The sequence below is a fragment of the Paraliobacillus sp. X-1268 genome (genome assembly GCF_003426095.1).
In the GTDB taxonomy this organism is placed as follows: domain Bacteria; phylum Bacillota; class Bacilli; order Bacillales; family Amphibacillaceae; genus Paraliobacillus_A; species Paraliobacillus_A zengyii.
The window spans coordinates 1-26,306 of sequence record NZ_QJSK01000011.1 but is presented as its reverse complement, the minus strand read 5'-3'; the positions used below and the strand labels follow the sequence as shown (position 1 = coordinate 26,306).

At 35.5% G+C, this 26,306-nt stretch carries 21 protein-coding genes; 9 read left to right on the top strand and 12 right to left on the bottom strand.

The features are described 5' to 3' along the window. Window positions 1-93: 93 nt before the first annotated feature. Complete coding sequence (gene pta / locus D2K62_RS12425; protein WP_112182236.1) at window positions 94-1,065, bottom strand: phosphate acetyltransferase; 972 nt, start codon at window positions 1,063-1,065, stop codon at window positions 94-96. Window positions 1,066-1,402: 337 nt separating this feature from the next. Between pta and hemQ the strand changes: the two genes are divergently transcribed. From hemQ to D2K62_RS12410, 3 genes are all read left to right on the top strand, one after another. Then, window positions 1,403-2,149, top strand: coding sequence for a hydrogen peroxide-dependent heme synthase (gene hemQ / locus D2K62_RS12420; RefSeq protein ID WP_117149576.1), 747 nt, complete (start codon window positions 1,403-1,405; stop codon window positions 2,147-2,149). A gap of 307 nt (window positions 2,150-2,456) precedes the next feature. Beyond that, window positions 2,457-2,975 carry a spore coat protein GerQ gene (gene gerQ, locus D2K62_RS12415; RefSeq protein WP_232824324.1) on the top strand — a complete coding sequence of 173 codons (519 nt, stop codon included), beginning with the start codon at window positions 2,457-2,459 and terminating at the stop codon, window positions 2,973-2,975. A gap of 211 nt (window positions 2,976-3,186) precedes the next feature. Then, the gene (locus tag D2K62_RS12410) at window positions 3,187-3,435 is read left to right on the top strand and encodes a hypothetical protein (protein ID WP_112182238.1); all 249 of its coding nucleotides are present in this window, start codon (window positions 3,187-3,189) and stop codon (window positions 3,433-3,435) included. A gap of 13 nt (window positions 3,436-3,448) precedes the next feature. On the opposite strand, the gene D2K62_RS12405 is transcribed toward D2K62_RS12410, so the two are convergent. Together D2K62_RS12405 and D2K62_RS12400 are read right to left on the bottom strand one after the other, a co-directional pair. Further along, window positions 3,449-3,817, bottom strand: a complete 369-nt coding sequence (locus D2K62_RS12405; RefSeq protein ID WP_112182239.1) for a DUF423 domain-containing protein — start codon at window positions 3,815-3,817, stop codon at window positions 3,449-3,451. Window positions 3,818-3,863: 46 nt separating this feature from the next. Next, complete coding sequence (locus tag D2K62_RS12400) at window positions 3,864-4,184, bottom strand: YwdI family protein (protein ID WP_117161559.1); 321 nt, start codon at window positions 4,182-4,184, stop codon at window positions 3,864-3,866. Between the two features lie 120 nt (window positions 4,185-4,304). On the opposite strand from D2K62_RS12400, the gene D2K62_RS12395 reads away from it, so the two are divergent. Then, on the top strand, window positions 4,305-5,171 hold the full coding sequence (locus tag D2K62_RS12395) for a fructosamine kinase family protein (protein ID WP_232828015.1): 867 nt from the start codon (window positions 4,305-4,307) through the stop codon (window positions 5,169-5,171). Window positions 5,172-5,250: 79 nt separating this feature from the next. Then, window positions 5,251-5,466 carry a DUF5316 family protein gene (locus D2K62_RS12390; protein WP_112182241.1) on the top strand — a complete coding sequence of 72 codons (216 nt, stop codon included), beginning with the start codon at window positions 5,251-5,253 and terminating at the stop codon, window positions 5,464-5,466. 714 nt (window positions 5,467-6,180) lie between these two features. Here D2K62_RS12390 and D2K62_RS12385 read toward each other — a convergent pair. Continuing rightward, on the bottom strand, window positions 6,181-7,203 hold the full coding sequence (locus tag D2K62_RS12385) for an acyltransferase family protein (RefSeq protein WP_117161558.1): 1,023 nt from the start codon (window positions 7,201-7,203) through the stop codon (window positions 6,181-6,183). 283 nt (window positions 7,204-7,486) lie between these two features. Here D2K62_RS12385 and D2K62_RS12380 point away from each other — a divergent pair, with 283 nt between their 5' ends. Beyond that, entirely contained in the window at window positions 7,487-8,734 is a 1,248-nt protein-coding gene (locus tag D2K62_RS12380) for a hemolysin family protein (protein ID WP_112182244.1), read from the top strand. A 50-nt stretch (window positions 8,735-8,784) separates the two neighbouring features. On the opposite strand, the gene D2K62_RS12375 is transcribed toward D2K62_RS12380, so the two are convergent. Then, window positions 8,785-10,023 (bottom strand): aminopeptidase, encoded by a 1,239-nt coding sequence (locus tag D2K62_RS12375; protein ID WP_117161557.1) that lies wholly within the window; start codon window positions 10,021-10,023, stop codon window positions 8,785-8,787. 135 nt (window positions 10,024-10,158) lie between these two features. Here D2K62_RS12375 and D2K62_RS12370 point away from each other — a divergent pair, with 135 nt between their 5' ends. Then, window positions 10,159-13,215, top strand: a complete 3,057-nt coding sequence (locus D2K62_RS12370; protein WP_117161556.1) for an efflux RND transporter permease subunit — start codon at window positions 10,159-10,161, stop codon at window positions 13,213-13,215. Window positions 13,216-13,835: 620 nt separating this feature from the next. On the opposite strand, the gene D2K62_RS12365 is transcribed toward D2K62_RS12370, so the two are convergent. The 3 genes from D2K62_RS12365 to D2K62_RS12355 form a co-directional block, all read right to left on the bottom strand. Continuing rightward, window positions 13,836-15,230 carry an L-cystine transporter gene (locus D2K62_RS12365; protein ID WP_112182247.1) on the bottom strand — a complete coding sequence of 465 codons (1,395 nt, stop codon included), beginning with the start codon at window positions 15,228-15,230 and terminating at the stop codon, window positions 13,836-13,838. Window positions 15,231-15,382: 152 nt separating this feature from the next. After that, window positions 15,383-15,835: an OsmC family protein gene (locus D2K62_RS12360; RefSeq protein WP_117161555.1), complete on the bottom strand. Its 453-nt coding sequence runs from the start codon at window positions 15,833-15,835 to the stop codon at window positions 15,383-15,385. Window positions 15,836-15,898: 63 nt separating this feature from the next. Beyond that, on the bottom strand, window positions 15,899-16,666 hold the full coding sequence (locus tag D2K62_RS12355) for a TerC family protein (protein ID WP_117161554.1): 768 nt from the start codon (window positions 16,664-16,666) through the stop codon (window positions 15,899-15,901). 333 nt (window positions 16,667-16,999) lie between these two features. Here D2K62_RS12355 and D2K62_RS12350 point away from each other — a divergent pair, with 333 nt between their 5' ends. After that, window positions 17,000-18,079, top strand: coding sequence for an AI-2E family transporter (locus D2K62_RS12350; RefSeq protein ID WP_332871762.1), 1,080 nt, complete (start codon window positions 17,000-17,002; stop codon window positions 18,077-18,079). Window positions 18,080-18,127: 48 nt separating this feature from the next. On the opposite strand, the gene D2K62_RS12345 is transcribed toward D2K62_RS12350, so the two are convergent. From D2K62_RS12345 to D2K62_RS12330, 4 genes are all read right to left on the bottom strand, one after another. Then, window positions 18,128-19,081: a DctP family TRAP transporter solute-binding subunit gene (locus D2K62_RS12345; RefSeq protein ID WP_332871763.1), complete on the bottom strand. Its 954-nt coding sequence runs from the start codon at window positions 19,079-19,081 to the stop codon at window positions 18,128-18,130. Between the two features lie 182 nt (window positions 19,082-19,263). After that, a complete protein-coding gene (locus D2K62_RS12340) occupies window positions 19,264-20,544 on the bottom strand; it encodes a TRAP transporter large permease (protein WP_112182252.1) in 1,281 nt (426 codons plus the stop codon). Window positions 20,545-20,583: 39 nt separating this feature from the next. Further along, the gene (locus tag D2K62_RS12335; protein WP_112182253.1) at window positions 20,584-21,141 is read right to left on the bottom strand and encodes a TRAP transporter small permease; all 558 of its coding nucleotides are present in this window, start codon (window positions 21,139-21,141) and stop codon (window positions 20,584-20,586) included. A gap of 452 nt (window positions 21,142-21,593) precedes the next feature. Continuing rightward, window positions 21,594-23,444 (bottom strand): cation:proton antiporter, encoded by a 1,851-nt coding sequence (locus D2K62_RS12330; protein ID WP_112182254.1) that lies wholly within the window; start codon window positions 23,442-23,444, stop codon window positions 21,594-21,596. Window positions 23,445-23,838: 394 nt separating this feature from the next. Here D2K62_RS12330 and recQ point away from each other — a divergent pair, with 394 nt between their 5' ends. Continuing rightward, on the top strand, window positions 23,839-25,938 hold the full coding sequence (recQ, locus tag D2K62_RS12325) for a DNA helicase RecQ (RefSeq protein WP_117161553.1): 2,100 nt from the start codon (window positions 23,839-23,841) through the stop codon (window positions 25,936-25,938). The last annotated feature ends 368 nt before the right edge of the window (window positions 25,939-26,306 follow it).

The window sequence follows — 26,306 nt, the reverse complement described above, 5'->3', positions numbered from 1 at the left end:
AAGTACGACACGATTTATTGTAAGCAATTAAATCCCTCCCAAAAGATACAGAAAAGGCTCCGTCTTTTTCAGCGGAACCTTTCTTCATAAATATTATACAGATTGTGCTGCAGTGATGATCGCTAATTTATAAACATCATCTGTGTTACAACCACGAGATAAATCATTTACTGGTTTATTTAACCCTTGTAAAATTGGTCCGACAGCATCAAAGTTTCCTAAACGTTGAGCGATTTTATAACCAATATTTCCTGCTTCTAATCCAGGGAATACAAATACGTTTGCATCACCTTTAATGTCTGCATCTGGTGCTTTTTTCTCTGCTACACTAGGAACAAATGCCGCATCGAATTGAAATTCGCCATCTAATGTTAATTCCGGACGTTGTTCCTTAGCAATTCTTACAGCCTCTGCTACTTTATCTGTTTCTTCAGATTTTGCAGATCCTTTCGTTGAAAAACTTAACATCGCAACGCGTGGATCAATATTAAATAAGCTAGCTGTATCAGCACTTGCTAAAGCAATTTCAGCTAAGTCTTGGCTATCTGGCGCAATATTTATCGCACAATCCGCAAATACATACTTCTCTTCATCGCGAACCATTATGAATACACCAGATGTCTTTTTAATTCCCTCTTTTGTCTTAATAATTTGTAAAGCAGGACGAACCGTGTCAGCAGTAGAATGCACCGCACCACTTACTAACCCGTCTGCTTTGTTCATATAAACAAGCATAGTACCAAAGTAATTTTCATCTAAAAGCATTTTACGTGCAGCTTCTTCTGTTGCTTTTCCTTTTCGTCGTTCAACAAAGCTCGCAACCATTTCATCAAATGCTTCATATTTATTAGGATCAATAATTTCCACATTTGCTAAAGAAACATTCAATTCTTTCGCTTGCTGTTCTAATTTATCTCTTAATCCGACTAGTACAGGTTGAACTAAACCTTCCTCGCCTAATTTACTTGCAGCTTGTAGAATTCTTTCATCTGATCCTTCTGGGAATACAATTCTTCTGCTATTTCCTTTTAATCTACCTTTTAACATTTCATATAAATCGCTCATGTTTTTACCCTCCAAAATCTATTCTGTTATATATAATACGCCTTTTTGTGTGTGAATGAAAGTGTTACTGATTATTTTTTTTCAATCATTGGCTTGATCTCGTCCTCTCCTTTCCCTTTTATTCACTTCCTACCTCTTTACGTTAGAAAAGACGCTACTTTCTGTCTGAATCATTTTAGAATTAAATCTTGTCTAAATTATGACAATACGTTATGAAGCAACGATTAAAATCACTAAAATTAAAACTTCCAGTATGATTACTATTCCCGAATTATGTTATATTAAAAACAATGAGTACTTTTAGATTATAACAATTATAAAATAAGGAGAGATTAATATGGCACAAGCAGTAGAAACAATGGATGGTTGGTATTGTTTACATGACCTCCGCAAAATAAACTGGGGCGCTTGGAAAGCTGCTTCAACTGAAACAAGAGATGCAGCTTTGGCAGAATTCCAATCACTTTTATCAAATTGGGAAGAAATTGATGAAGCAAAAACCGGAAGTAATGCTGTCTATTCCATTATCGGACATAAGGCAGATATGATTTTTATGATCTTACGTCCAACGATGAAAGAATTAAATGAAGCTGAATTAAAGTTCAATAAATCATCCCTCGCTGCTTTTACAACGCAAAGTTATTCTTATGTATCAGTTGTCGAGTTGTCTAAATATATGGTTAAAGAAGGAGAAAATCCAGAAGATAATCCTGGAACACAAGCACGTTTACGACCTCGTTTACCTAAATGGGAATATATTTGTTTCTATCCAATGGACAAGCGGCGACAAGGTGATGAAAACTGGTATTCCCTACCAATGGAAGACCGTCGTAACTTAATGTATGAACACAGTTTGACTGGACGTAAATATGCAGGACGAATTAGACAAATCATTACTGGTTCCATGGGTTTTGATGATTGGGAATGGAGTGTTACGTTGTTTGCCAAAGATGCAATAGATATTAAAAAATTGGTATATGAAATGCGCTTTGATGAAGTAAGTGCTAAATATGGCGAATTTGGTGCATTTTACGTTGGTAATATTTTAACAAAAGATACTGTCCCTACATTTTTACACATCTAAATTAGGAAAGCCTCACATATGTGGGGCTTTTTTTATTGGGTGATTTTCTAAATAAAAGATTGCTATTTATTAGTGAAAATACAAGTAACTTAATAAAAGTCCTTTAGAAGATGAATTATCTTTCCATTTTCAATCATTTTTCTTTCGCCCATGCATAAGTATAGGTAGTGGAGAATTTCTTAACAAAATGAGGTGAATGCATGGCTGTTGTGAACGATATGAAAGAAGAAGTAGATTTATTAGCACGATTCATGTGGGCTAACGAAGTCACATATATAAGTAAAATAATGAGAGGAGCGAATAATAAATGACTGATGAAAAGAAGCAACGCCAAACACCTGCTGGAGGATATATGGCTCAAGCGCAACCAATGCCGGGGCAACCAACTCCCAAAGTTACACAGCAACAAGGATTACAAGGACAGACGATGTATCAGCCACAACAAATGCCTAGCTATGGTTACACACCTGGGATGTATCAACAAGGCTACCAACAACCAGCTTATTATCCTGCACAAGCCTTTACAAGCCCTACTCAAAATCAACCTTCTTATAGCCAAGTACCAGGGATGTTACCTTTAGAAGAATCCTACATTGAGAATATTTTGCGCCTAAACAAAGGAAAAGTAGCCACTGTTTATATGACTTTTGAAAATAACGATCGCTGGAATGCAAAAGTGTTTAAAGGCGTAATCGAAGCAGCTGGTAGAGATCATATTATCCTTAGTGATCCAGAGACTACGAAACGCTATCTCTTATTAATGGTCTATTTAGATTATATTACATTTGATGGGGAGATAAATTACGATATTCCTGGTGCCCGCTAATTGATAAAGTAAAACTTCAGCAGTAAGGTATCTTTTTCTCTTTCCACACTGTTTTTTAGTTAAATTACCGTCCGTTGCAACTCTCGCTTAAACAGCTTCATTTCACCTCATGTTTTAAAGGGAGAGCACTTCGGTCGGTTGCACCGAGAAATAAGAAGTCCTTGCTTTTTAATCAAGAGGCAAGGACTACTTTATTTGGAGGAAAAGCATGATGAGACATCCACATGAAAGGTTATTACAATTACAATTTTTAACGTTACTTTTAGCAATAGTATTCGGTATTATAACAGTGTTCTCTGGGTACATATTTCTTGCATATGTAACTTGTCTTATGCTAGCTGTTAACCTATTATGTGAAGGGCTTATTGAATGGAAGAATCATGATACCATTCAATTTGCCTATCATGTTTTACGTGTTATTCTAATCCTAGTCTTTGTTAGTTATTTGTATTTTACATAATATAGGTTATAAATTAAACAACTTTCATTACAGCATATCCAAGTAATATCCAACCTACTAAGAAAGCTACGCCTCCAAGCGGTGTGATTAATGCAAATGTTTTGATCGCGGTTGTTGAATAGATGTACAAGCTACCCGAAAAAAGAATAATTCCCGCTAGAAAAAACCAGCCTGCCAAAGAGACACTTGTGATTTGATACTTCGCTAATAAAAAACCTGTAGCTAGTAATGCGACAGTATGAAACATTTGATATTGAACGGCCTTCTCCCATGTAGCTATTGCCTTTTCAGAAATCTTACCTTCTAGTCCATGTGCACCAAATGCTCCTAATGCAACTGCGATAAATCCATTAATAATTCCAAGTAATAAAAAAAACTTCATTGTTCCATCCTCCTAATATTTTTTATTAAATAACACATTTCCCTATTTAAAAATCAAATAACGAATCCCCATTAGCGTCCTCTTCAACAAGAGGCTTTGATTGAGGTGAGCCATTTGTAACAGTAGGTTTTGATGATGCAGGTGACTCGCCCATCATTTTTCGAAGTTCTAGCTCTTCTTGCGCATCGTGTGTTTGTACATGTGTAGAATTAGCTACAGTTTCAGTTTCTTCCGTATCTAAAACTAAATCACATAATAACCGAATTGCTCGAGCATGTTCTTTCACTTCACTTAGTTGGTCGTGTTTTGTAAGTGCAGTTTGTACTTCTTGCTGCATTTTTTGCAGTACTTTTTTATTTGTTATCACTTTTTATGCCTCCCTAAAACTTCTTTTCCTATTATACAATTCAAATCCTTTAGTTGAAATGGATAGCATTTGAAATTATGCCAAATAAGCATTTATAATTAAGTAAAGGAAGTGAACAGATTGAATCGAATCATACACGAAGCAATAGAAAAAATCAATCCAAATGCGACTATTGAGACTATTAGATCTATCTCAGGTGGAGATATTAACCAAGCATATCGTGTGGAAACAAACAATAAAAATTACTTTGTAAAAACAAATCAACATGTACCGGCCAACTTTTTTACGTTTGAAGCAAATGGAATTCAGTTAATTAAGAATACAAATACAATCGCTGTTCCAACAGTCCATTACTACAATGAACCAAAGCAACATGAACATGCCATACTCGTAATGGATTGGATTGAAGGGAAATCAACAGAAAAGTCGACAATTGAATTAGGGGAGCAAGTTGCTGCACTTCATCAACATCATCACGAAAAATACGGGTTAGACCAAGATGGTTTTATCGGATCCTTAGCACAAGTAAACGATTTTACCGATACGTGGATAAGTTATATGCGTGATTATCGTTTACTTCCGCAACTTCTTCTCGCAAATGAACGAGGCAGATTATCAAACGAACGCTATGCTAAATTAGAAAAATTAATTAATCATATTGATAAATGGCTTCCTGCTAACCCTAAAGCTTCTTTATTACATGGGGATCTTTGGGGCGGAAATTGGTTAACTGGCGCTAATGGTAAACCATTTCTAATTGACCCTGCTGTTTTTTATGGTGATCATTTATTTGAATTAGCTTTCACAGAATTATTTGGCGGGTTTCCACAGGACTTTTACAACGCCTACAAGGAAGTCATGCCGATTGAAGATTACTATAATGATGTGAAACCGTTATACCAACTTTATTATCTTCTGGTCCATTTAACCTTATTCGGTGAAGGTTACGGGACCGCTGTAGATCGAACTTTAAACAGATACGTTTAAATGAAACTTTTGATAAAATTTATTCGTAATATAAATATGTACTATATTGCTACGTAACTTTCTAGAGAGGAGTGTTGATGTGTCATTTTTCCTTATTATTGGCGTTATTGCCTTGATTATTTCGATGCTTCTTATTGGTGGTCTTCCGACAACTGTCCGTACACATCGAGAACGATCTAGTTATCAATCGGAAACAAGCAAACACCGTAATTCCAGGACAAAGTTTGCATTATATACAGGTTTAATAGCCGCCATTTCATTAGCAATTGCAGGATTCTCTTACCTTTTACGTTAATAACAAAACACGCATCCATAACGGATACGTGTTTTGTTATTAATATCTAAATCATTTATAGTTTATGACTAAATTATCATCAACTGCTACGTAACATTTTGGTCTTACCCGCTACGTCAGCAAATGCTTTCCCTTTCCACGGGCACGGCCTCAGCTAACTTGGTAAAGAAAAACACTTTACCAAGTGGATCTTCGGCTCGTGGGATTGCGATTACTCATCCCATCAAAAACATTCGCTGTTCCCGTAGGAGTGTCAAGCATTTGCTTCCTTCGCTGATATAGTTCTTATTCATTTGTTTGCACGCAATTACAAGTAAGAATTAGCGACTTGATAAATGGGGTGGTAGCTAAATTAGCAACTCAGGTGGTTGATATTCCCAGAAAATAAAAAGCTATTTTATTAAATAATTGTAATCTCTCTTCTTATATGTTAATTGCCAGTAAAATAGATTAGTCATTTCTTCATTTTTTTACTACAAACCAGCGGAGGAAGCCAATGGTCGATTCTCCAGCAGGAATAGCATGGGCTGAAGATCCACTCGGAAGTGTTCTTTGCTTCCGAGTTAGCTGAAGCCGTGCCTGCGGAAAGGGAGACCATTGGCTTGCGTAGCGTATCGTGTCTAAATTAATAGATTTTTGTTTGTGATAAGAATGGTACGTCGTAGTTTCTCTAAAATCCAAATAGCATAACAATACTCGCGAAAAAGGTCTTTGTTATTGATAGTTTACTTGTTTGTTTTTTCTGGTTTTTCTTTCTGTTAATCTTTGATTGATCTCAGTTAATCTGCCCTCGATAATTGGTTGAAAAGACATGAACACTGTTTTGCTTGATAATAGCAAAACGATTAAAAGCGATAAGACAGCTAATCCGAAGACATCAAGTATGTGATCTACTCTGAACCAACCTGCTTCTCGAAATAATTGGATGAATAATCCATGCAATAAATAAACATAAAGTGTTTGTTTGCCAAAATTGGTCCATCTATATTGTTTGCGAGGAATCCAGGCAAATAAGCTACAGGTTAATATTGTTGCAATAAGATAAATACCTAGACGTATGAAACCTCCCCATATTGGTTGATCTAAATCTGCAAAAGCAAACGATCCGAGTAACCAATGCGATGAAAAGCTAGGTAGATAGACAAGTAGTATTACTACGAGACTCATTGTTGCAAAACTTACTTGTTTCACAATTGGATGCGTTAAATTTTTTATTTGATCTTTTGTTATCCAGTAACCAATTAAGAAGAATGGGAAGAAGACAAAAGTTCTAGAAAGACTATATTCCGCTCCGATACCATTTATATAACCAGCACTAATTCCAATTCCCACTGCGATAATAATCCCTGCCATTGGTGATATTTTCTTAAATAGTATTAATAACAGATGCCAAGAGAATAAACTTAGTAAAAACCATAATGACCAATGTGGTTGAAATAGTGGGGTTTGCCAACTAGCGTTTCCAATTAAAAAGTAATACGCCGAATATACACCCTGAAATACCACATACGGAAAGACTAACTTTTTAGTTAAATTCCAAATATACCCTGCATTTCCTATTCCTTTAGCAAAGAATCCACTTAGCAGAATAAATGCAGGCATATGAAATAGATAGATAAAATCATAGCTGACACGCATAATTGCTGAATCATGCGTAAACGGTTGAATCATATGACCAAATACTACTAAAAAAATCAATATAAATTTAGCATTATCAAAAAAAGCATCTCGCTTCATTTCACTCACCCTTATCTAGTTGAAAGATCCCTTTTATCTATATACCCATTATATGATAAAATAAGCAAATTTAAATGCCGTTAATCAACTTGTAATGGATTTTTAATTTAATGTAATCCTTGTAATTATTTAGAGTAATTTACTAACTAATTAATTTATCTTTAAGATCTAACTCCTATACAATTAACTGTACACGTATAAAGCTTTATATTATAATACCTTTTGTATACCTTTTCAATTAAGGTTTCAAAAATTTTTTTAAACTATTAGGAGTGTGACATTTTTGGACGATTTACCACTGAATGCGATTTTTTTACTTATATCTTTAATCCTGTTATCAGCCTTTTTCTCGTCTGCCGAAACAGCTTATTCTAGTCTCAACAAAATTAGAATTAAAAAATTTGCTGAAGCAGGCAAAAGTGGAAGTAAAAAAGCATTATATATTTCAGAAAATTTCGATAAGTCATTGTCGACAATTTTAATCGGTAATAACATCGTTAACATTGCAGCTGCAAGTATTTCTACAAAAATAGCTACCGATTTAGTCGGCGGAAATAGCGCTATAGTAATCAGTACCATTGTCATGACAATTTTAATATTAATTTTTGGAGAGATATTACCTAAATCTTTAGCAAAAGAACATGCTGAAACATATGCTTTGAAAATTTCAGGTATACTATTTCTTTTAATAAAAATACTTGCCCCTATTAACTTTCTATTCATTAAATTAAAAGTATTCGTCTCAAATTTCTTTGCTAAAAGTGACGGAATGCCTTCTGTTACTGAAGATGAGTTGAAAGTAATGCTTGATATTAGTGAAGAAGAAGGAGTTATTGATAAAGAAGAACGTGAATTAATTCACCGATCAATGGATTTTGATGATACGATTGCTAAGGAAATTTTGACACCTCGCATTGATATGGTAGCCATTGATGTTAATCAATCAATAGATGAAATGAAAGAAGTTTTCTTTTCTGAGCAGTTTTCAAGAATACCAGTTTATGAAGGTAATACTGATAATATAATTGGAATATTGTCAGAAAGAGACTTCCTTACTCATATGATTAGATATAAAGAATTAAATATTAGGGAGCTGCTTAGAGAACCCTTATTCATTGTAGAATCAACAAAAATATCAACTTTATTACCAACTTTACAAAAAGAAAAAGTTCATATGGCAATTGTTTTAGATGAATTCTCTGGTACAGCAGGTTTAATAACGTTAGAAGATATATTAGAAGAAATTGTAGGAGAAATATGGGATGAGCAAGATGAAAAGTTAACTTCTCTTTCCCAAATCGACGACCTTAACTATAGGCTTGATGCACAGTATCCTTTAGATGACTTCGCTAATATTATGAATGTGCCTATTCCCAAGAGTTCATATCATACCCTTGGTGGTTGGATTATCGAGAAGTTTGAAGCTATTCCAGAGATAGGTGCTACCTTTTCATACGACAAACTAAATATTATTGTAGATGATGTTACGGATAGAAGAGTTAAAAAAATTGTTGTCCAAATAAAAGAATAATATATAAAGAATATGCGTGCCAATTTCCATTGAGCACGCATTTCTTCTAACTATATTTGAATTGCCCAGTTACCATTTCGAAAAACAGCTTCTGTTTCTCCAGTTTCTGTTTCACCATCAATGTCCATATCACTTGAACCTATCATAAAGTCTTCATGAATTAAACTATCGTTCACCCCATGTTGATCAAGCTCTTCTTTAGACATTGTCGAACCATTTTCAATGGAGGTCGGATATGCTTTTCCTAAGGCTAGATGACAAGATGCATTTTCATCGAATAAGGTATTAAAGAAAATTAATCCTGACATTGAAATTGGAGATTCATGTGGTACAAGTGCCACTTCCCCTAGGCGCCTGGCACCATCCTCATCTGTATCAAGCATATTTTTTAATGATTCTTCTCCTTCTTGTGCTGAGAAATCAACCACTTTTCCATCCTTGAATGTAAGAGTAAAATTATTGATAATGTTTCCACCATAGCTAAGTGGCTTGGTACTCGTAACTGTACCATTTACACCATATTTATCAGGCAAGGTGTACACTTCTTCAGTTGGAATATTCGCATTAAATTCTATATCTTTTTCTGATGGCCCTGATCCACCTTGCCAAATATGACCATCTGGCAAAGTAATTGATAAATCTGTTCCTGCTGCACGATAAATCAATTTTTTATATTGTTTCTCATTTAAATACTCTCGGGCTGACCTTAATTTTTCATTGTGTTTTTCCCAAGCGGCTACTGGATCATCTTGATCTACACGTGTAATAAAAAAGATTTGTTCCCATAATTTCTCTTGCGCTTCCTCTAGAGGTAAATATGGAAATACTTTTTTTGCCCAGGCTTTCGATGCAAAACCTACTATTGACCATGTTACACGATCATTCATCACGTAATCACGATATTCACTTAAGGCTTTTGCACTTGCTTTCGTTACCGCACTGATACGTTCGCCATCAATTCCATTTAGCAAGTCTGGATCTGGACCATACACAGTTAAAAGGGAGTATCCTTCCTTTACCATTTCAATCAGACCATCTGCTTGCCAAGTTGGAAAGTTTTCTAACACGGCAAGTGGTGCATGTTGCATTTTTAGATAAGTCAGCTGATCGTCACTCCATTGGATATGAACATTTTTTGCCCCTGCTTTATAAGCTTCTTTTGTAAGACTTCGAACAAAATCAACTGCTTCAATGGGAGCATTGATAATTAACCCCTGCCCTTGTTGGACATTAACACCTGTTTTAATCGCAAGTTCTCCATACTTTGTTAATGTATCTTTTTGAGACATTCTAATCCCCACACTTTCTATGTAATATCTATCTCTATTATTCCATATTTCCAGAAAAATAAATAGTGTATCTGATCAGCATTTTAATGATCGATCTGCTATAATCACACTATAGATAAATCAAGGAGGAACGATATGAAACTGCTTTTACATTACCGAAAAATCGTTTGGGTTTTTGTCATTTTATTACTATTCACTGGCATATTTACATATATCCAACTACCTAAACGCGACATTCCAGAAATAAGCCAAAACATTGCATCGATTTCAACCGTATACCCTGGTGCAAATCCTGAGGAAGTCGAACAAACAGTTACCAATCCACTTGAAAATGCATTAGAAGATATTGATGGTATTTCAGAAGTATCATCCGCATCTACTACTGGTTTTTCTACTATAACCATTTCACTCGACAGTGATGTTGAAGCATCCACTGTATATAGCACGATACGCCAAGCTGCAGCAGAGGAAAGTGCTTCTTTTCCTGAAACAGCTCAATCGGCTTCTGTATCTACTGACATTGTTACCTCAAACGTAGCGACCTATCACTTATTAGCTGATAACCAAGCTAGCCTATTTGCGCTTCGCGCGTCGGTAAATGAATGGGAACAAACATTAACAGGGATTACTGGGGTAGAAGCAATTTTAACAAAAGGATTACCAGATCAATCTATCGCAATTACCATGGATCCAGATGATTTAGGTAGCAATCAAATAAAACCTAATCAAGTCATTTCGGCACTGAATACGGCAATTGCCCCCACTGCGATTGGCACCGAACAGCAAGATGATACTATTTATCAGTTATCTCTAGAGTCTTATCAAGAAATCGATGACCTTGAGCGTGTTTTGATCGGGCAAAATGCAAATAATCAGCCTGTTTATTTAGCAGATATCGCATCACTAGAAGTTGCAGATGATGAACTTGATGATATTATTCGTTATCAGGATCAATATGCGCTATCTCTAACTATCCAAGCACAAGAAGGCGTAAATATTGCTAATTTACAAGCACAAATTAATGATAAAATTGAAGAATTAGAACAGGGTCTTCCTAACGATGTATCTGTTGACCAATTTTACACACAAAGCACAGTTATAGATGAGGTTTTCACGAGTCTTATTACTTCATTCGCCATATCATTAATCGCTGTACTAGTAATTATGTTATTGGGGCTACCACTATCATCAGCCATTCTAGTAGCATTAGCCATACCCATATCGATTATAATCGGGCTAATTCCATTACCTTATGCGGGTGTTGATTTAAATCAAATATCAATTATTGGAATGATTGTTGCGATTGGAATTCTAGTTGATGATGCGATCGTAGTAAATGATAATATTCAACGGCGATTCCAAATGGGAGAATCTGCACTTAAAGGTACAATTAATGGTGTACGCGAGATATCTGTTTCGATTATTACCTCGACCTTGATGATTGTATTCAGTTTTCTACCACTAACATTTTTATCAGGAAGTAATGGAGACTTTATCCGTTCCTTGCCTTTAGCACTAATTTGTACAATAGTAGCTTCAACTATATTGGCACTAACGATGATACCAACAATCCAATATACAAAACAAAAATATTCAAAGACGAAGAAAACCAAATCGGCAAACGGACTTTTAGGACCTCTTTTCAGTAAAATGGAAAAAGGTTATGCTGATAAAATTATTCCTGCAACTTTAAAAAGACCATGGTTGACAGTCATTAGTGGCGTAGTCCTTTGCTTTTTGTTAGTCCTTTTAGCTTTTAAAGTGCCTTTTGAATTTTTCCCTGCCGCTGATCGTTCGGAGGTTACTATCTCAGCTACGTTACCACAAGGAACAACACTTGAATCAACAAATCAAGAACTTGAGGATATCGAAAGTTTTCTCATTTCACAATCAGATGATATAAGTGAAACAGCCATTTACAGTGGTAGTGGATTACCTGGTATATTTGCTTCCTCTTTAACACGGTCTGGAGAAAACACAGGACAATTAGTTGTTCGTGTAGATCGTGATCAAACAAGTGCAACTGCATTTATTGATCAATGGGAAACAGATTTACGCGCGGAATTTCCAACTACGGAACTATTCTTAGAAACTATTGTTTCAGGTCCACCCCCTTCTCCAAGTGTTGAAGTAAAGGTTCAAGGGCCAGAAATTAATCAACTTGTTACCATTTCAGACAACCTTAAGCAAGAACTAGCTAGCTTAGAAACAGCTAAAATTGTCACGAGTAACACTAGTCAAGAACAGCCATTTATTAACTATGAGATTGATCAGGACTTTTTAGCTTCAGAAAATATCAGTGTAGATCAAATAACTGGTACATTACAACTGGCTAACATCGGCGTGCCTCTTGGCTATTTCGATAATGGTATTGATCGTTTACCTATCCAGTTAGGATTAGACGACGGAAATCCAGAAGGTATTGATTTAAGCACGTTAGAGATTGCGTTAACAGATCAAGCTGAAAATGGCATTCCTACTATGGTAGGTTTTGACACATTTATTACAACCGAAACAACAGTTCAAATCGGCGCAATTCCACACTTAGATGGAGAACGTACGATTACAATTGAAGGATATGAAATGGACGATGAGAGTGAGTCCTTTACTACAGATTCAGATGAAATAATCGCTCGTGCTATAGAGGATTTACCAGAGGGTTATCAAATCTTAGAAACGGGTGAATCGTCTGCTGAATCAGACTTCTTTATTGAAGTTGCAAAACTATTTTTGATCGTTCTGTTTTTAATTTACTTAACAATTGCTATTCAGTTTAACTCCTTGTTAACGCCATTGCTCGTAACAAGTACAGTCTTTTTAGCGATTACAGGTGCTATTGTCGGACTATTTATCTCAGGACAGCCATTAAGTTTCTTAGCCGTTCTCGGTATTGTTTCCTTATCTGGTGTTGTCGTCCGAAATTCCATTTTACTGATTGAATTTATCGAACAAAACAAAACAAAATATGAATCAACAATAAAAGCTATAACCGAAGCTGGTCGTGCTCGTATTCGTCCGATCATATTAACAACACTTACGTCCATCGCGGCACTTGTACCAATCATTTTCACTGGAGATGTACTCTTTAAGCCCTTAGCAGTTTCCATTGTTTTCGGCTTATTATTCTCCACTATATTAACGCTCGTTCTATTACCAGCATTTTACGTGACAATGGATCGAATTCGAAAATAAACAAGAATCTAAAAGCGCATCTCCTCATTTGAGGAGATGCGCTTTAATTCGTTATATTTTAAAAGATTATCGTTTGAAGAATCGATATAATTAGACTTAACAGAATACCATGACCCGCTCCTCAAGTGAAATTGGCTCCCTTTCCGCAGGCACGGCTTCAGCTAACTCGGATAAGCACAGTACGCTTTCCGAGTGGATCTTCAGCCCGTGGGATTGCGATTACTCATCCCATCGAAAACATGTGCTGTTCCTGCAGGAGTGTCGCCAATTTCACTTGATACGCTAGTTTGATTTAAGACTAATGTATGTTTATTATGGCACCCCGCTTTAGAAAAGAAAAATATCAATACAAACTAGCGGAGGAAAAATGCGAGACTCCTATGGGAAAGGAACAGTCTGAAGACCCCGCAGTGAGCGATTTTTGGACCTGCGATTACTCGGCCCATCGAAAACATTTGCTTACGAGGAGGCTGAAGCGTTCCCCATGGAAAGCGAGTATTTTTACGTAGCGACAGATTAACAAGGAATTATATAACTTAACCTTTATAATCTTACGTCGTAGTTTCTATCTACTATGACATTTAAACAGTAGTATTGTTGATGAGAACTGTCTTTCATTATTAGATAGTTGTATCTTTTTCGATCGCTGTTGGGTTGTTATAGGTTTTTATATTTAACTTACGCATAATTTTTGATGTTAATGTTCCAGATAACATCGCACCATTAACATTCAATGCAGTACGTCCCATATCGATTAATGGTTCTACTGAAATAAGTAGACCAGCTAACGCAACTGGTAAGTTCATTGATGATAAAACGATTAATGCTGCAAACGTTGCACCGCCACCAACACCTGCAACACCAAATGAACTAATTCCAATAATTAAAATTAATTGAACAATGAAACCAAATGACAGTGGATCAATGCCTTGTGATGGTGCAATCATTACAGCTAACATAGCTGGGTAAATTCCTGCACAACCATTTTGACCGATTGTTGCACCAAATGATGCAGACATGTTTGCAATTCCCTCATGCACACCTAAACTATTCTTTTGTGCTTGGATATTCAGTGGTATTGTACCCGCACTTGAACGTGATGTGAAGGCAAAACCTAATACCGGTAATACTTTTCTTAAAAAAGTTAGTGGATTTAAGCCAAACAATGCTAAAACAATTAAATGAATTATAAACATTGCAATCAATGCTACATAAGAAGCTCCAACGAATTTACCGAGTTCTAGTATTCCAGCGACATCTGTTCCGGCAACTGTATTAGCCATTAGACCTAAAATACCAAATGGTGTTAATCGTAATATTAACGTTACAATTCGCATTACGACAGCATATACCGCATTGATTATCTCAGTGAATTTTGCTGCTTCTTCTGGTTTTTTGCGTCTCACACCTAATACTGCTACACCAATAAACACAGAAAAGATTACAACAGCTATCGTTGAGGTTGAACGTTGTCCTGTCATATCCAAAAATGGATTAGCTGGAATAAAACTTAATATTTTGTCTGGTGTAGATAAGTTTTCTACTTCTCCAAGTGTTTCTTCTAAAGCGAATCCTCTATCTTGTTCGGCTTGACCTATTTCAATTTGGTTAGCATCTAAATTGAATACAGAAGCTGCCACAATACCGACTAACGCTGCAACCATTGCCGTTCCAACAAGGATACCAATAATCCAAGCCGACATCTTACCTAGATCAGCCGACTTTTCTAAGTTTATAATAGATTGAATGATTGATACCATAACTAGCGGAATAACAATCATCATTAGTAATTGTACATAGCCACGGCCAAGTATGTTATACCATTCTGTTGTAGTACTTACTATCTCTGAATCAGCAGGATATGCTACTTGTAATAACACCCCTAAGAGTATTCCTAACCCTAAACCTGTAAAGACTCTTTTACTGAAAGAGACATGTCTTTTTTGCATGAAAATTAATAAACCTATTAGTGCTAACATTAATGCAATGTTGATAAGAATAAATACTGTATCCAAGCTAATTCCCCCATATGTATGTAGTATTATGCTAAATAAAAACAAAAGTAAAAACTTATCGAATTACACTTAATCCGATAAGTTTTATAAGGAATAGATTACAATTTCATAACTCTTTTGTCAAGATATTTAACAAAAGTTATGATAGCAATCTATAATCGTGCAATCGAAATTTCCGGTTCGAGTTCAATTGTTACATTTCTTTGCACTGCTTTTGAAATCATACAGGTAGACTCTGCTTTTTTCACAAGTACTTTAAGTATGTCTAAATCTCTTTCACTTGCTTCCACTTTTAACTGTACTAATGGTCGATGTGTAATCTTTTGATAGGTGAAAATACCATTTGTTACATCGACTTCACCAACTGAAGTTAATTTTATCGTTTCTAATGGTAGATTTGCTCGTTCTATCATTGCAGCTAATGTAATCAAATAGCAAGTAGCTGCCGCCCCAAGTAACATTTCATCTGGATTCGTACCAATTCCTGGACCGTCCATTTCTGTTGGGATCGAAATTTCGGTTTGAAGATTACCTGCTTCAATTTTACCAACGCTATTACGACCTCCAGTCCAATCTGCTTCTAGATGAAATTGATGTAATGCCATTATTATCTTCCTTTCCATTAATATAGTATTCCTTAAGTAAAGGATAGGCTGCTTTGAACTTATTTATAATGCACGCTCTTCAACTTTTTGAACACTTGATAAAAACCAACCAGCAAGTGCAATCCCTATGAGAACAATGTAAAATGTTAATTTCCAAGCTAAGGAATGTGCAAAACCATGTGATAAAATTTGAACTGCATCATGGGAGAGAACACTAACTACTAGTTTAATACCGACCCAACCAACAATAGCGAAGGCTGCAACTTCTAAACCCGGACGCTCATGTAATATTCGAACAAATACATTGGCAGCAAAACGCATGATAATTAGACCAATCATACCTCCAGCAAATACAACGAGAAATTGACCACCATCTAAACTACCAATATTGGGCAGACTAGTAGGTGGAAGTGCGACCGCTAACGCCACAGCTGCTAAAATAGAATCAACTGCGAAGGCAACATCAGCAAATTCCACCTTTACAACTGTAGGCCAAAAACCACTGTTTTTAACTTTTTTCTCTTTTTCTTCTTTTTCCGAGCCTTTTCGAAACTTTTGATACATATGATTACCAGATATAAACAATAGGTAAAGTGCTCCAATTGCTTGTACTTGCCAAACATCTACTAAAAATGAAATAACAAACAATGATGCAAAGCGTAATACAAAAGCACCAGCTAAACCATAAAACAAAGCCTTTTTACGTTGATTATCTGGTAAATGCTTTACCATAATAGCTAAAACAAGTGCATTATCAGCTGCCAAGATCCCTTCCAAACCAACAAGTACAATTAATACCCAACCATATTCAATTAACAATTGTGCATCCATTAGTATTCCCCCTATTTCTATTAATAAATAATTGGTCTCTATTTTTCAACATAGAAATAGACCTTTACCATTTTTACTGGTAAAGGTCTTGCTAACAACTTTCGTTGCCAATTATACCGGAGATATTCTCTCGTATTGACGATATAATTGTAACAGCTACTCCCCTTTATTCATGTATTTTATATTAAGTCTACTGTGAGATATTGTCAACAAAACTATCTTTTTTTACTATATTTAAAATATTAGAAGATTGTAGTTTTATATGCTATTCTTATAGTAAATACTGTTAAAATACATACTAAAAAATTTCAATAAAGGAAGTGGTTTTTTTTGATGCATCAAAAATGGTTTCGAATTCTAATAACAACCATATTAATTTTCGTACTTATTTATTTAATTTCGATAACTAATTTTGTTTTTGCACCATTGGTCGCCTATCTGACAGCAATTGCCGTACCAATCATTGGAGCGGGAGTTATTTTTTACGTTACTAATCCGCTTGTGAATCTATTAGAAAAATACAAAGTTCCACGTCTCATCAGTATTTTCATTGTATTCCTTCTAATAATTACACTTGGATTTTTTGGAGTGAATTATATTGTACCAATTGTTCAAGATCAATTTAATAAACTTGTCTCGAATACACCAAGTATGATTTCGACCGCAGAGGAGTTAATAAACTTATGGCAAAATAATCAAGATTATATTCCAGAACAACTCGAGACTACCATTCAGAATGTTACAGATAACCTAAACACCTATGTAGAAAACATTACATCTTTTCTACTTGATGCAGTTGGACAAATATTCGGCTTTGTATTTTCTTTCTTCCTTATCCCTTTCTTCCTATTCTTTATGTTGAAAGATGGGTATAAGTTTGTTCCATTTATTACACAGTTTTTAAGCAAAGCGAAAGCAAAAAGCTATAAAACATTAATGGGGGATATTAATCACACATTAGCTTCCTTTATTCAAGGACAATTTATTGTTAGTGTTTGCGTTGGTATTATGCTCTATATTGGATACGTCATTATTGATCTGCCCTATTCATTAACACTTGCATTATTCGCAGTCTTAATGAACTTCATTCCATTTGTCGGTCCATTTTTATCTGCAGTACCTGCTGTTATTGTCGGTCTCTTCCAAGATCCAATACTCGGGGTATGGGCTGCCGTTGTTATGATTATAGCGCAACAAATTGAGAGTAATTTCATTTCACCTAATGTAATGGGCAAGGTACTACAAATTCATCCGTTAACTGTCATTACATTAATTCTTGCTGCTGGTGGTATTGCTGGTTTTCTTGGACTACTGTTTATAATACCAGCATATGCAGTAATTAAAACAATCATTTCACACTTTTATCATGAATGGAAAAAACAACAACCTGAAGATGAACAAGATATTTTATAATCAAAAAACCAGGCTCATTAGTTGAGAGCCTGGTTTTTTTGATTATGCTTATTGTGCTGCTTCAATTTCTTCTTCTAACTTATCAAGAATTGCACCATCTACCTCTGATACTTCATCGCGATAGAAATCACGAACAGGAACAGCTAGTTCTCTAAATGCATCACGTTGTTCTTCTGTTAACTCAACAACTTCTGTTGGGTTATCCGTGTCATTCTTAATTGTTTCTAAGAACTCTTCGTTTTGACTTGCTTGTTCATCGAATACCCATTCTTGCATCTCTTCTACTGTCTCATCAACAATATCTTTTACATTGTCATCTAGACCATTGTACCAATCTGTATTAACTGTAGTCATTGCTACATAGTTATTATGATTAGAGATCGTCATGTAATCCTGAACTTCATTAAATGAAGCATCTCCAATAAAGAAGATTGGATTTTCTTGTCCTTGCACAGTGCCGTTATCTAATGCAGTATATAACTCACTCCAGCTCATTGCTGTTGGTTCTGCACCATATGCACGATAAGATTCAAGAATTAAAGGTGATTCTTGTGTACGCATTTTGAAATCTTGAAAATCTTCAGGTGTTTCAAGTGGTGTTGAACTCGTCCACTGCATTGCACCTTCTGTCCAGAATGATAATGGCGAGATATTATATTCTTCATAACGCTCACGTAAATCAGTGTTTAATGCTTCACTTGTTTCTAAAATTTCTTGCGTTGTTTCTACACTATCTGGAAATAGGAATTGAAGAGCAAAAATTTGTCCTTCTTTAACCATTCCACCTGTAAAACCTGGTGACATAACTGCCATTTCAACTCCACCATTTTGCAATAGTTCTACTTGGTCAGTTTCACTACCTAAACCACCATATTCATATGGTTCAACAGTGATTGCCCCATCTGTCTTTTCATCTATACGTGCAGCAAATTCAGCTGCATATTCATATTGTACTTGACCAGAAACTTCTTCTGTTACAAAACGCCATGTAGCAGCTTCAATATCAGATGATGCTGTATCATCACCTTCTGTGTCGCTTCCTGTGTCCGTTTCTGTTTCTTCTTCCCCTCCACAAGCTACTAATAAAAAGCTAAGTGCGAGAACTGTTAATAAACCGAAAAGATATTTTTTCTTAAAAATATGCCTTACCTCCTAATAAATTTGTTATATATGATATCACTACTCTACGATGGGATGAACCAACGATAAGCTAGTGAAATATCCGGTATAAAGATTAAGAGTGCACCAATTACTAATAACATAACAATAAATGGTGGCGTTCCCTTAATAACCTCTAAATAAGGTTTTTGATAAACCGCACTGGCGGTGAATATATCGACACCAAATGGCGGTGTTGCAGAACCCAAAGCTGCTTGGAACGTTACGATAATTCCAAGATGAACAGGGTCGATACCTGCTGCTGTTGCCGCTGGTAAAAAGATTGGTGTTAAAACTAAAATAACAACTATTGGATCAACAAACATACAACCTATGAAAAAGAATAAAGATACCATTAATAGTACATATATTGCGCTAGGATCTGTACCTAGGACTGTTTCCGTAATCTGCTGTGGTATTCTTGCGAATGAGATCAACCATGTGAATGCTTGACCACCAGCCACTAAAACAAATACCGCGGAAGTTACTAAACCAGTTGACAACGCAACATTTGGTAGGTCCTTCAGTTTTATTGAGCGATATATTACTACTTCTAATATAAAAGCGTAAAATACTGACACACCGGCAGCTTCTGTTGGTCCAAAAATACCAGAGTATAAACCACCTATTACAATTATCGGAAATCCTAATGGTAATAATGCTTTTTTAGTAAATTTCCAACGCTCACCCCAATTTGCCTTTTCTGCTAATGGGATTTTTTTGAAACGCGCGTATAAATAACTATAAATTGCAAATGTAAGAAACACGAGCAAGCCTGGAATAATGCCTGCTAGGAATAAATCTCCAACAGAAGTTCCAGAAACAAGTGCATACATAATCATTCCAATACTAGGCGGGACAAGTAACGCGATATCTGAGGAATTAATTATTAATGCAATTGCACTTGAATCTTTATAACCTGCTTTAAGTAAACGTTGCCTCATTGGTGTTCCAATTGCTACAACAGTTGCTTGTGTTGAACCAGAAATAGCACCAAACAATGTACATGCAGCTGCGGTTGTAATCGCATAACCACCACGAATATGCGCAACAAATGAGCCAATAAAATCTAATAAACGATTAGATGTTTTCCCTGTCGTCATTATGTCTGCAGCAAAGATAAACAATGGCACAGCCAATAATACATATGATTCAATTCCAGTTTTTAATTGCTGAATCATTAACATCGGATCCATCATTGGAAAATAGATCATCATTACCACTAATGGGGCAGCAATTAAAGGAATCATCATCGGGAAATTTAATAATAACAAGACGATCATAATCGTCACTAATGTCGTGAGCATAGTGTAATCCTTTCCCCTACCATATTTACTATTTTAACTCTATACATGAATTTGATCCTTTATATCTTCATCATTTTCTTTATCATTATAATCTTTCACATCTGTGCCTAGATAAATTTCTTTGTGCCTGATATTCATCCATACATTTCTTAAGTACTGTAATCCACCTAGGAATAACCCAATAGGGATAAAGACTAACATATATACTGCTGGTAATTCTAACGCAGCTGTAACTGTTCCACTCTCATAAACAGATTGCACGTGTCTGAAAGAGTAATAAGAAACAACAAAAAGAACAATTGCAGTAACTAATGGAATAAATATTGCCAATACTTTTCTAACTTTAAATGGAGCTAAATCATAAAATGCTGACATACTAATATGTCGTCCTTTTCGTGCAGCATAACTGATTCCCATAAAAGTTGCGATTATTACAGCAAACAAACTAATCTCAGCTGCAAAGAACCAACTTTTCCCTGTAATCGCACGACTAAGTACGTTTCCAACAACCATAACTGCAATTAATAAAACGGAATAACTTAAGATAATCTCTTCTAATTTCAATAAAAAATTATCGAGTATTTGGAATAGTTTCAATTACTTGTTCCCTCCTCTATTGGGATGATGGTACACGATAACCATATTATTCAGACTATTACTATTATAGTGTAACGTAGATTTCTTAACAAATACGCTAAGCTTTAGTTACACTGCTTCTTACGACAAATATAAGCCTGTAATAAAAAGGAGCGGTGTATATGTAGTTATAAGCTTAAATACTCTTTTTTCTTGGCAAATACTTTAAATATGCTAAAAAAAGGGTTTTAGTTCACTTATATATTCCTAATTAATTTAACTCCCTCCTTTTTTATATCTATTACATCTGTAGACTACTGGATATCGCATCTCCTTATAATGTACAAACTGTATGAAATGCATAAGAGATACCTATACACATTATGTAATACCCTTTCTTTTAAAAAATATGCATTCATCCTAACAAATAGCACGAAAAAAGGGCCATGCTATTTTTTGCATGCCCCTTTTTATTATGATTGTTTATCATTTCGTTGTTCTTCAATCTTTTCTCTCATCTTATTAAATTCTTTGCTTGGTGGTGTTAAACTGATGACCGTATCACCTACTTCTGGTGAAATTGTTAGTTCCTCCGTAAAGAAAAGTAGTTTTCCGTTTGCTTTTAGCACAAATAATAAAACGGTATGTGGTTCACAGTTATCACGATAATTTTTAAATGTATATTGCTCTGTTAATGTTGTCTTTCGGAATACATAACCGATTTCTACTTTATGTGCTAAATCATCCAAAGCGACATCTCGAGTGAATAATATTCTTCCACCAATTGTATGGTCCATATCTTCTATATTATCACCACTATTGTGTTGAATAGAAAGTCGATAAACGTCTTTTCTACCGAACTCTGGGACAAACGTAGAAGCTACTAAAGCATTATAAGAATCATATTCAGTGGCAGCAATCAAGTAATCATACGGCGTCATATCGACCGTATACTCCGTCTGCTCTGATAAAATTTCTCCATGATGGATATCTATTCCTGCCTGTCTCGCTTTATAAAGACGTTCCCACGATGAATCACTAATTAAAATAGGTACTTTTAATTCATTCATTACCTTCGCTAAGGCGACGGAGAATTGATTACTACCTACAATTAATGCACCTGGTTTACCATCTGAGGATAAATCTAATTTTTTCGCTAACCAACCAATTGAAAACCCGTGTGCACAAACAGTAAAGAATACGAGAGCAAATGTTATAGATGTGATGATCTCTGCACCTTCAAAATCTCCATCTGTAAAAACAGAAGCAAAATAGCTCGCCACTGTTAGTGCAACAATTCCGCGAGGTGCGATCCAACCTACTAGGATTTTTTCATTAAACTTCAAATCAGTTCCTATCGTCGATATAAAGATGGATAGTGGACGAACTAAAAATAACATTAAAAGTACGTAGCCTATAATTTCAGGATTAAAGACTTGAATTAATGTTTCTCTTGTTAATGAAGCGGTCAGCATAATAAAGATTGCTGATACGAGTAAGATAGATATATCTTCTTTAAAGTGACGCATCTGTCGAATAGATGCAATACCCATATTCGCTAAAGTCATACCCATAGCTGTTACAGCTAGTAGACCTGTTTCATGCGTTACTTCATCTGCAATTGCAAAACAAGCGATTACTGCACTTAATACTGCCGAGGATTTTAAATACTCTGGCATATGTCCAGCTTCAAATAACCAACCAATCAATTTTCCGAATCCTATACCAAGTACTACAGCAAAAATAGACGCTAGAATAAAGATTAGTAATGCTGTTATATCAGCAGTTTCAGCTGTTAAAAAGACAATAATTTCAAATGCAAACACAGCTAGTAGTGCACCAAAGGGGTCGACAATAATGCCTTCCCATTTCAGAATTTTAGCTGGCCTTGGTTTTAATTTTGACTGTCGTAATAACGGTAATATAACTGTTGGGCCTGTTACAATAAAAATGGCACCAATGACAAAGGATATAGTCCATGATAATCCTGCTACATAATGAGCAGCTAGTGAGCCTAGAACCCAACTAATTAGAGCTCCCCACGTTACAATTCGAAGTACAGGTTTACCTAATCCTCGTACTTCTTTAAAATTTAAATTCAAACTACCTTCAAACAAGATAATCGCAACTGCTACGGAAATAAAGGGACGATACATGTCACCAAAGTCCTGTTCCGGATGAATAATACTAAAAATAGGACCTGCAAGTAAACCAACAATTGACATAACGACAATTGCAGGAAAACGAAATCGCCAAGCTACCCATTGGGAACCGACTCCAAGTATACCAATTATCATAAATTGCACTAAAAATGAACCGATCATTTTGTAGCCTCCTCTCTATCCGTCTAACTTTCTAATTATAACGATAGTTTACTTGTCGCGCCTAATAATGTAAAACAGTTTGAACTATATTCGTCTTCTTTTTTACTCTTCACGAAACTTTGAAGCTAGTTAAACCTTGAATTTCAGCTATTTTAAAGCATCATACAAATTTTAAAACAACTTTTTAAAAAGTCCCTTCTATTAATTTGTCATCTAATGTTAGAATAAGATATAAAGTGAAACTTCAATCCGCACTTCCACGGCTTGTTAGTCGAACTAAACAGGTTGTTAGCGTCCTTTCGTTCCCACTAAATTAACCGCATTATACTTCAATTAAAGTGGAGCCTTATCGACGGTGATACTAAACTAAATTTGAAAAAGGATGGCTATCTAGATGTTAGAAGAAGCAAAAAAGTTATTACAAGAATATTATGGATTTGATTCTTTTAGGCGTGGCCAAGAAGAGATCATTCAGCATGTTTTACATAAAAGAAATACGTTAGGTCTTATGCCTACTGGTGGTGGCAAATCGATTTGCTATCAAATTCCCGGTTTACTACTAGACGGTACTGCTATCATCGTCTCTCCATTAATTTCATTAATGAAGGATCAGGTAGATGCGCTACATGCTTTAGGTATTTCTGCTACATATATTAATAGTTCACTTTCTGGTGAAGAACAACAAGCCCGCTTAAAAGAGTTAAAGGAGGGGAATTATCACTTCGTCTATGTTGCTCCTGAACGTTTTGAAACCAATTCCTTTTTATATACGATTAAACAAATGAAGATTTCTTTTCTAGCCTTTGATGAAGCACATTGTATATCGCAATGGGGGCATGATTTTCGTCCTAGCTATCGATCAATCGTGAATACCTTCCACACCCTCACCCACATTCCCATGGTAATGGCTCTCACCGCGACAGCAACTACAGAGGTTGTGAAGGATATCCAGCGCTTGTTATCGATTGATTCAGACGCCGTAGTTAACACTGGTTTTGCCCGTGAAAATTTAGCTTTTCATCTTATTAAAGGACGAGATAAACATGAATTTGTTTCTGAATATCTGAAGGAACATCCTCAAGAATCCGGCATCATTTATGCACCAACAAGAAAGCAAGTAGATTCCATTGCTAATCTATTAGAAGGTAAAAACTTGTCCGTAGCTAAATATCATGCAGGACTTAGTGAACAAAAGCGACAAACAGAACAAAATCGCTTTATCCAAGATGAAGCGACGATAATGGTAGCAACAAATGCATTTGGCATGGGGATCGATAAATCTAATGTTCGGTTTGTCATTCACTTCGCATTGCCAATGAATGTCGAAGCTTATTATCAAGAAGCAGGGCGCGCTGGACGTGACGGAGAACCTAGTGATTGTATTTTATTATTTTCTGGACAAGACATTCATTTACAGAAGTTCTTAATTGAACAGTCGATGATGGATGAAAAAATGAAAACAAATGAATACAAGAAACTACAATCAATGGTTAATTACTGCCACACGGATAGCTGTCTGCAAACTTACATGTTGCATTATTTTCATGATTACTCAACTGATAAGGATTGTGGTCGCTGTACGAATTGCGAGAATATTGGGGAAAAACAAGATAGGACCAAAGAGGCACAAATGGTGCTTTCCTGTGTAAAACGAATGAATGAAAGTTTCGGCGCAGGATTAACAGCCAAAGTCTTAAAGGGTTCTAAAGATAAGAAGATCAAACAGTTTGGCTTTGATAAGTTATCTACTTATAGTTTAATGGCCAATCAAACAGAAAAAGAAATAACGAATTTTATTCATTATTTAGTAGCGGAAGATTTCTTAACCACTGGGGATCAGCGTTTTCCTATTTTACAATTAACAAAAAATGCAGAAGCTATTTTAAAAGGAACCCAAAAGATCTGGATGCAAAAAGGAAAAGTTCTACAAGCAGCTAAGACAGACTACAAAGAAAGTTTATTCGAGAAACTGCGTGTGTTACGTAAAGAAATGGCTGCTCACGATAAAGTTCCTCCGTATGTTCTTTTCTCAGATGCAACATTAAAAGAGTTAAGTCGCTATTTACCACAAACAAAAGAGGACATGCTTCATATTAAAGGAGTGGGAACGAAAAAGTTCGAACAGTATGGAGTGCCCTTCATGGATGCTATTACAGAATGGATAAAAGAACAAGCACCAAAGGAAACGGATGATCAGCCAAGCTATTTGGTTAGTTATCAACTTTATCAAGCAGGTGAATCGTTAGCTGAAATTGCTAACAAACGAGAAATTAAAGAACAAACTGTTTCTAGTCATTTATTTCAAGCTTATCAACATGGGATGGAGTTAGATTGGTCACTCTTTTTTTCCGAAGATGAGGAAATGGCGGTATTGGACGCTCACGAACAACTAGAAGAACCAAAACTGAAAGCCCTCAAAGACAGTCTAGATGAAAGCTACAGTTATGAAATCATCCGAGCGGTATTAATAAAAAATAGGATCTTAACGAGTTAACCTATTGTGATTGAGATCATTATTACTTATATCATTAAGCCACTTTCTAAAAAATAGTAACTATGACTAACTCTCTATAAACTTCGACATAACGTGCTTGATCTCACTACGTCAGCAAAGGGTTTCGCTTTCCGTGGGCACAACCCATAGCCGTCAAGCTAAGGATAAACTATAGAAAAAACAAACATTACGCAACTAACTTCTAACATAAAGTTGAATTATTTTCCAATTAGATGTATGTGTAATAATAAGCCACTTTACTATTTTAAAAAAATGTATACCGTAAGCCTATACTGCTTGGAAGGTTTGTTCATACGTAAGATATAGAATGTCAAAAGGACTCTTATGTTGATAACGATGATCTTTCC

What these genes read in the sequence shown, in the direction of transcription:
- pta (WP_112182236.1), bottom strand. Translation starts at nt 1,065, where the DNA reads ATGAGCGATTTATATGAAATGTTAAAAGGTAGATTAAAAGGAAATAGC.
- hemQ (WP_117149576.1), top strand. Translation starts at nt 1,403, where the DNA reads ATGGCACAAGCAGTAGAAACAATGGATGGTTGGTATTGTTTACATGAC.
- gerQ (WP_232824324.1), top strand. Translation starts at nt 2,457, where the DNA reads ATGACTGATGAAAAGAAGCAACGCCAAACACCTGCTGGAGGATATATG.
- D2K62_RS12410 (WP_112182238.1), top strand. Translation starts at nt 3,187, where the DNA reads ATGAGACATCCACATGAAAGGTTATTACAATTACAATTTTTAACGTTA.
- D2K62_RS12405 (WP_112182239.1), bottom strand. Translation starts at nt 3,817, where the DNA reads ATGAAGTTTTTTTTATTACTTGGAATTATTAATGGATTTATCGCAGTT.
- D2K62_RS12385 (WP_117161558.1), bottom strand. Translation starts at nt 7,203, where the DNA reads ATGAAGCGAGATGCTTTTTTTGATAATGCTAAATTTATATTGATTTTT.
- D2K62_RS12375 (WP_117161557.1), bottom strand. Translation starts at nt 10,023, where the DNA reads ATGTCTCAAAAAGATACATTAACAAAGTATGGAGAACTTGCGATTAAA.
- D2K62_RS12370 (WP_117161556.1), top strand. Translation starts at nt 10,159, where the DNA reads ATGAAACTGCTTTTACATTACCGAAAAATCGTTTGGGTTTTTGTCATT.
- D2K62_RS12360 (WP_117161555.1), bottom strand. Translation starts at nt 15,835, where the DNA reads ATGGCATTACATCAATTTCATCTAGAAGCAGATTGGACTGGAGGTCGT.
- D2K62_RS12355 (WP_117161554.1), bottom strand. Translation starts at nt 16,666, where the DNA reads ATGGATGCACAATTGTTAATTGAATATGGTTGGGTATTAATTGTACTT.
- D2K62_RS12350 (WP_332871762.1), top strand. Translation starts at nt 17,000, where the DNA reads ATGCATCAAAAATGGTTTCGAATTCTAATAACAACCATATTAATTTTC.
- D2K62_RS12340 (WP_112182252.1), bottom strand. Translation starts at nt 20,544, where the DNA reads ATGCTCACGACATTAGTGACGATTATGATCGTCTTGTTATTATTAAAT.
- D2K62_RS12330 (WP_112182254.1), bottom strand. Translation starts at nt 23,444, where the DNA reads ATGATCGGTTCATTTTTAGTGCAATTTATGATAATTGGTATACTTGGA.
- recQ (WP_117161553.1), top strand. Translation starts at nt 23,839, where the DNA reads ATGTTAGAAGAAGCAAAAAAGTTATTACAAGAATATTATGGATTTGAT.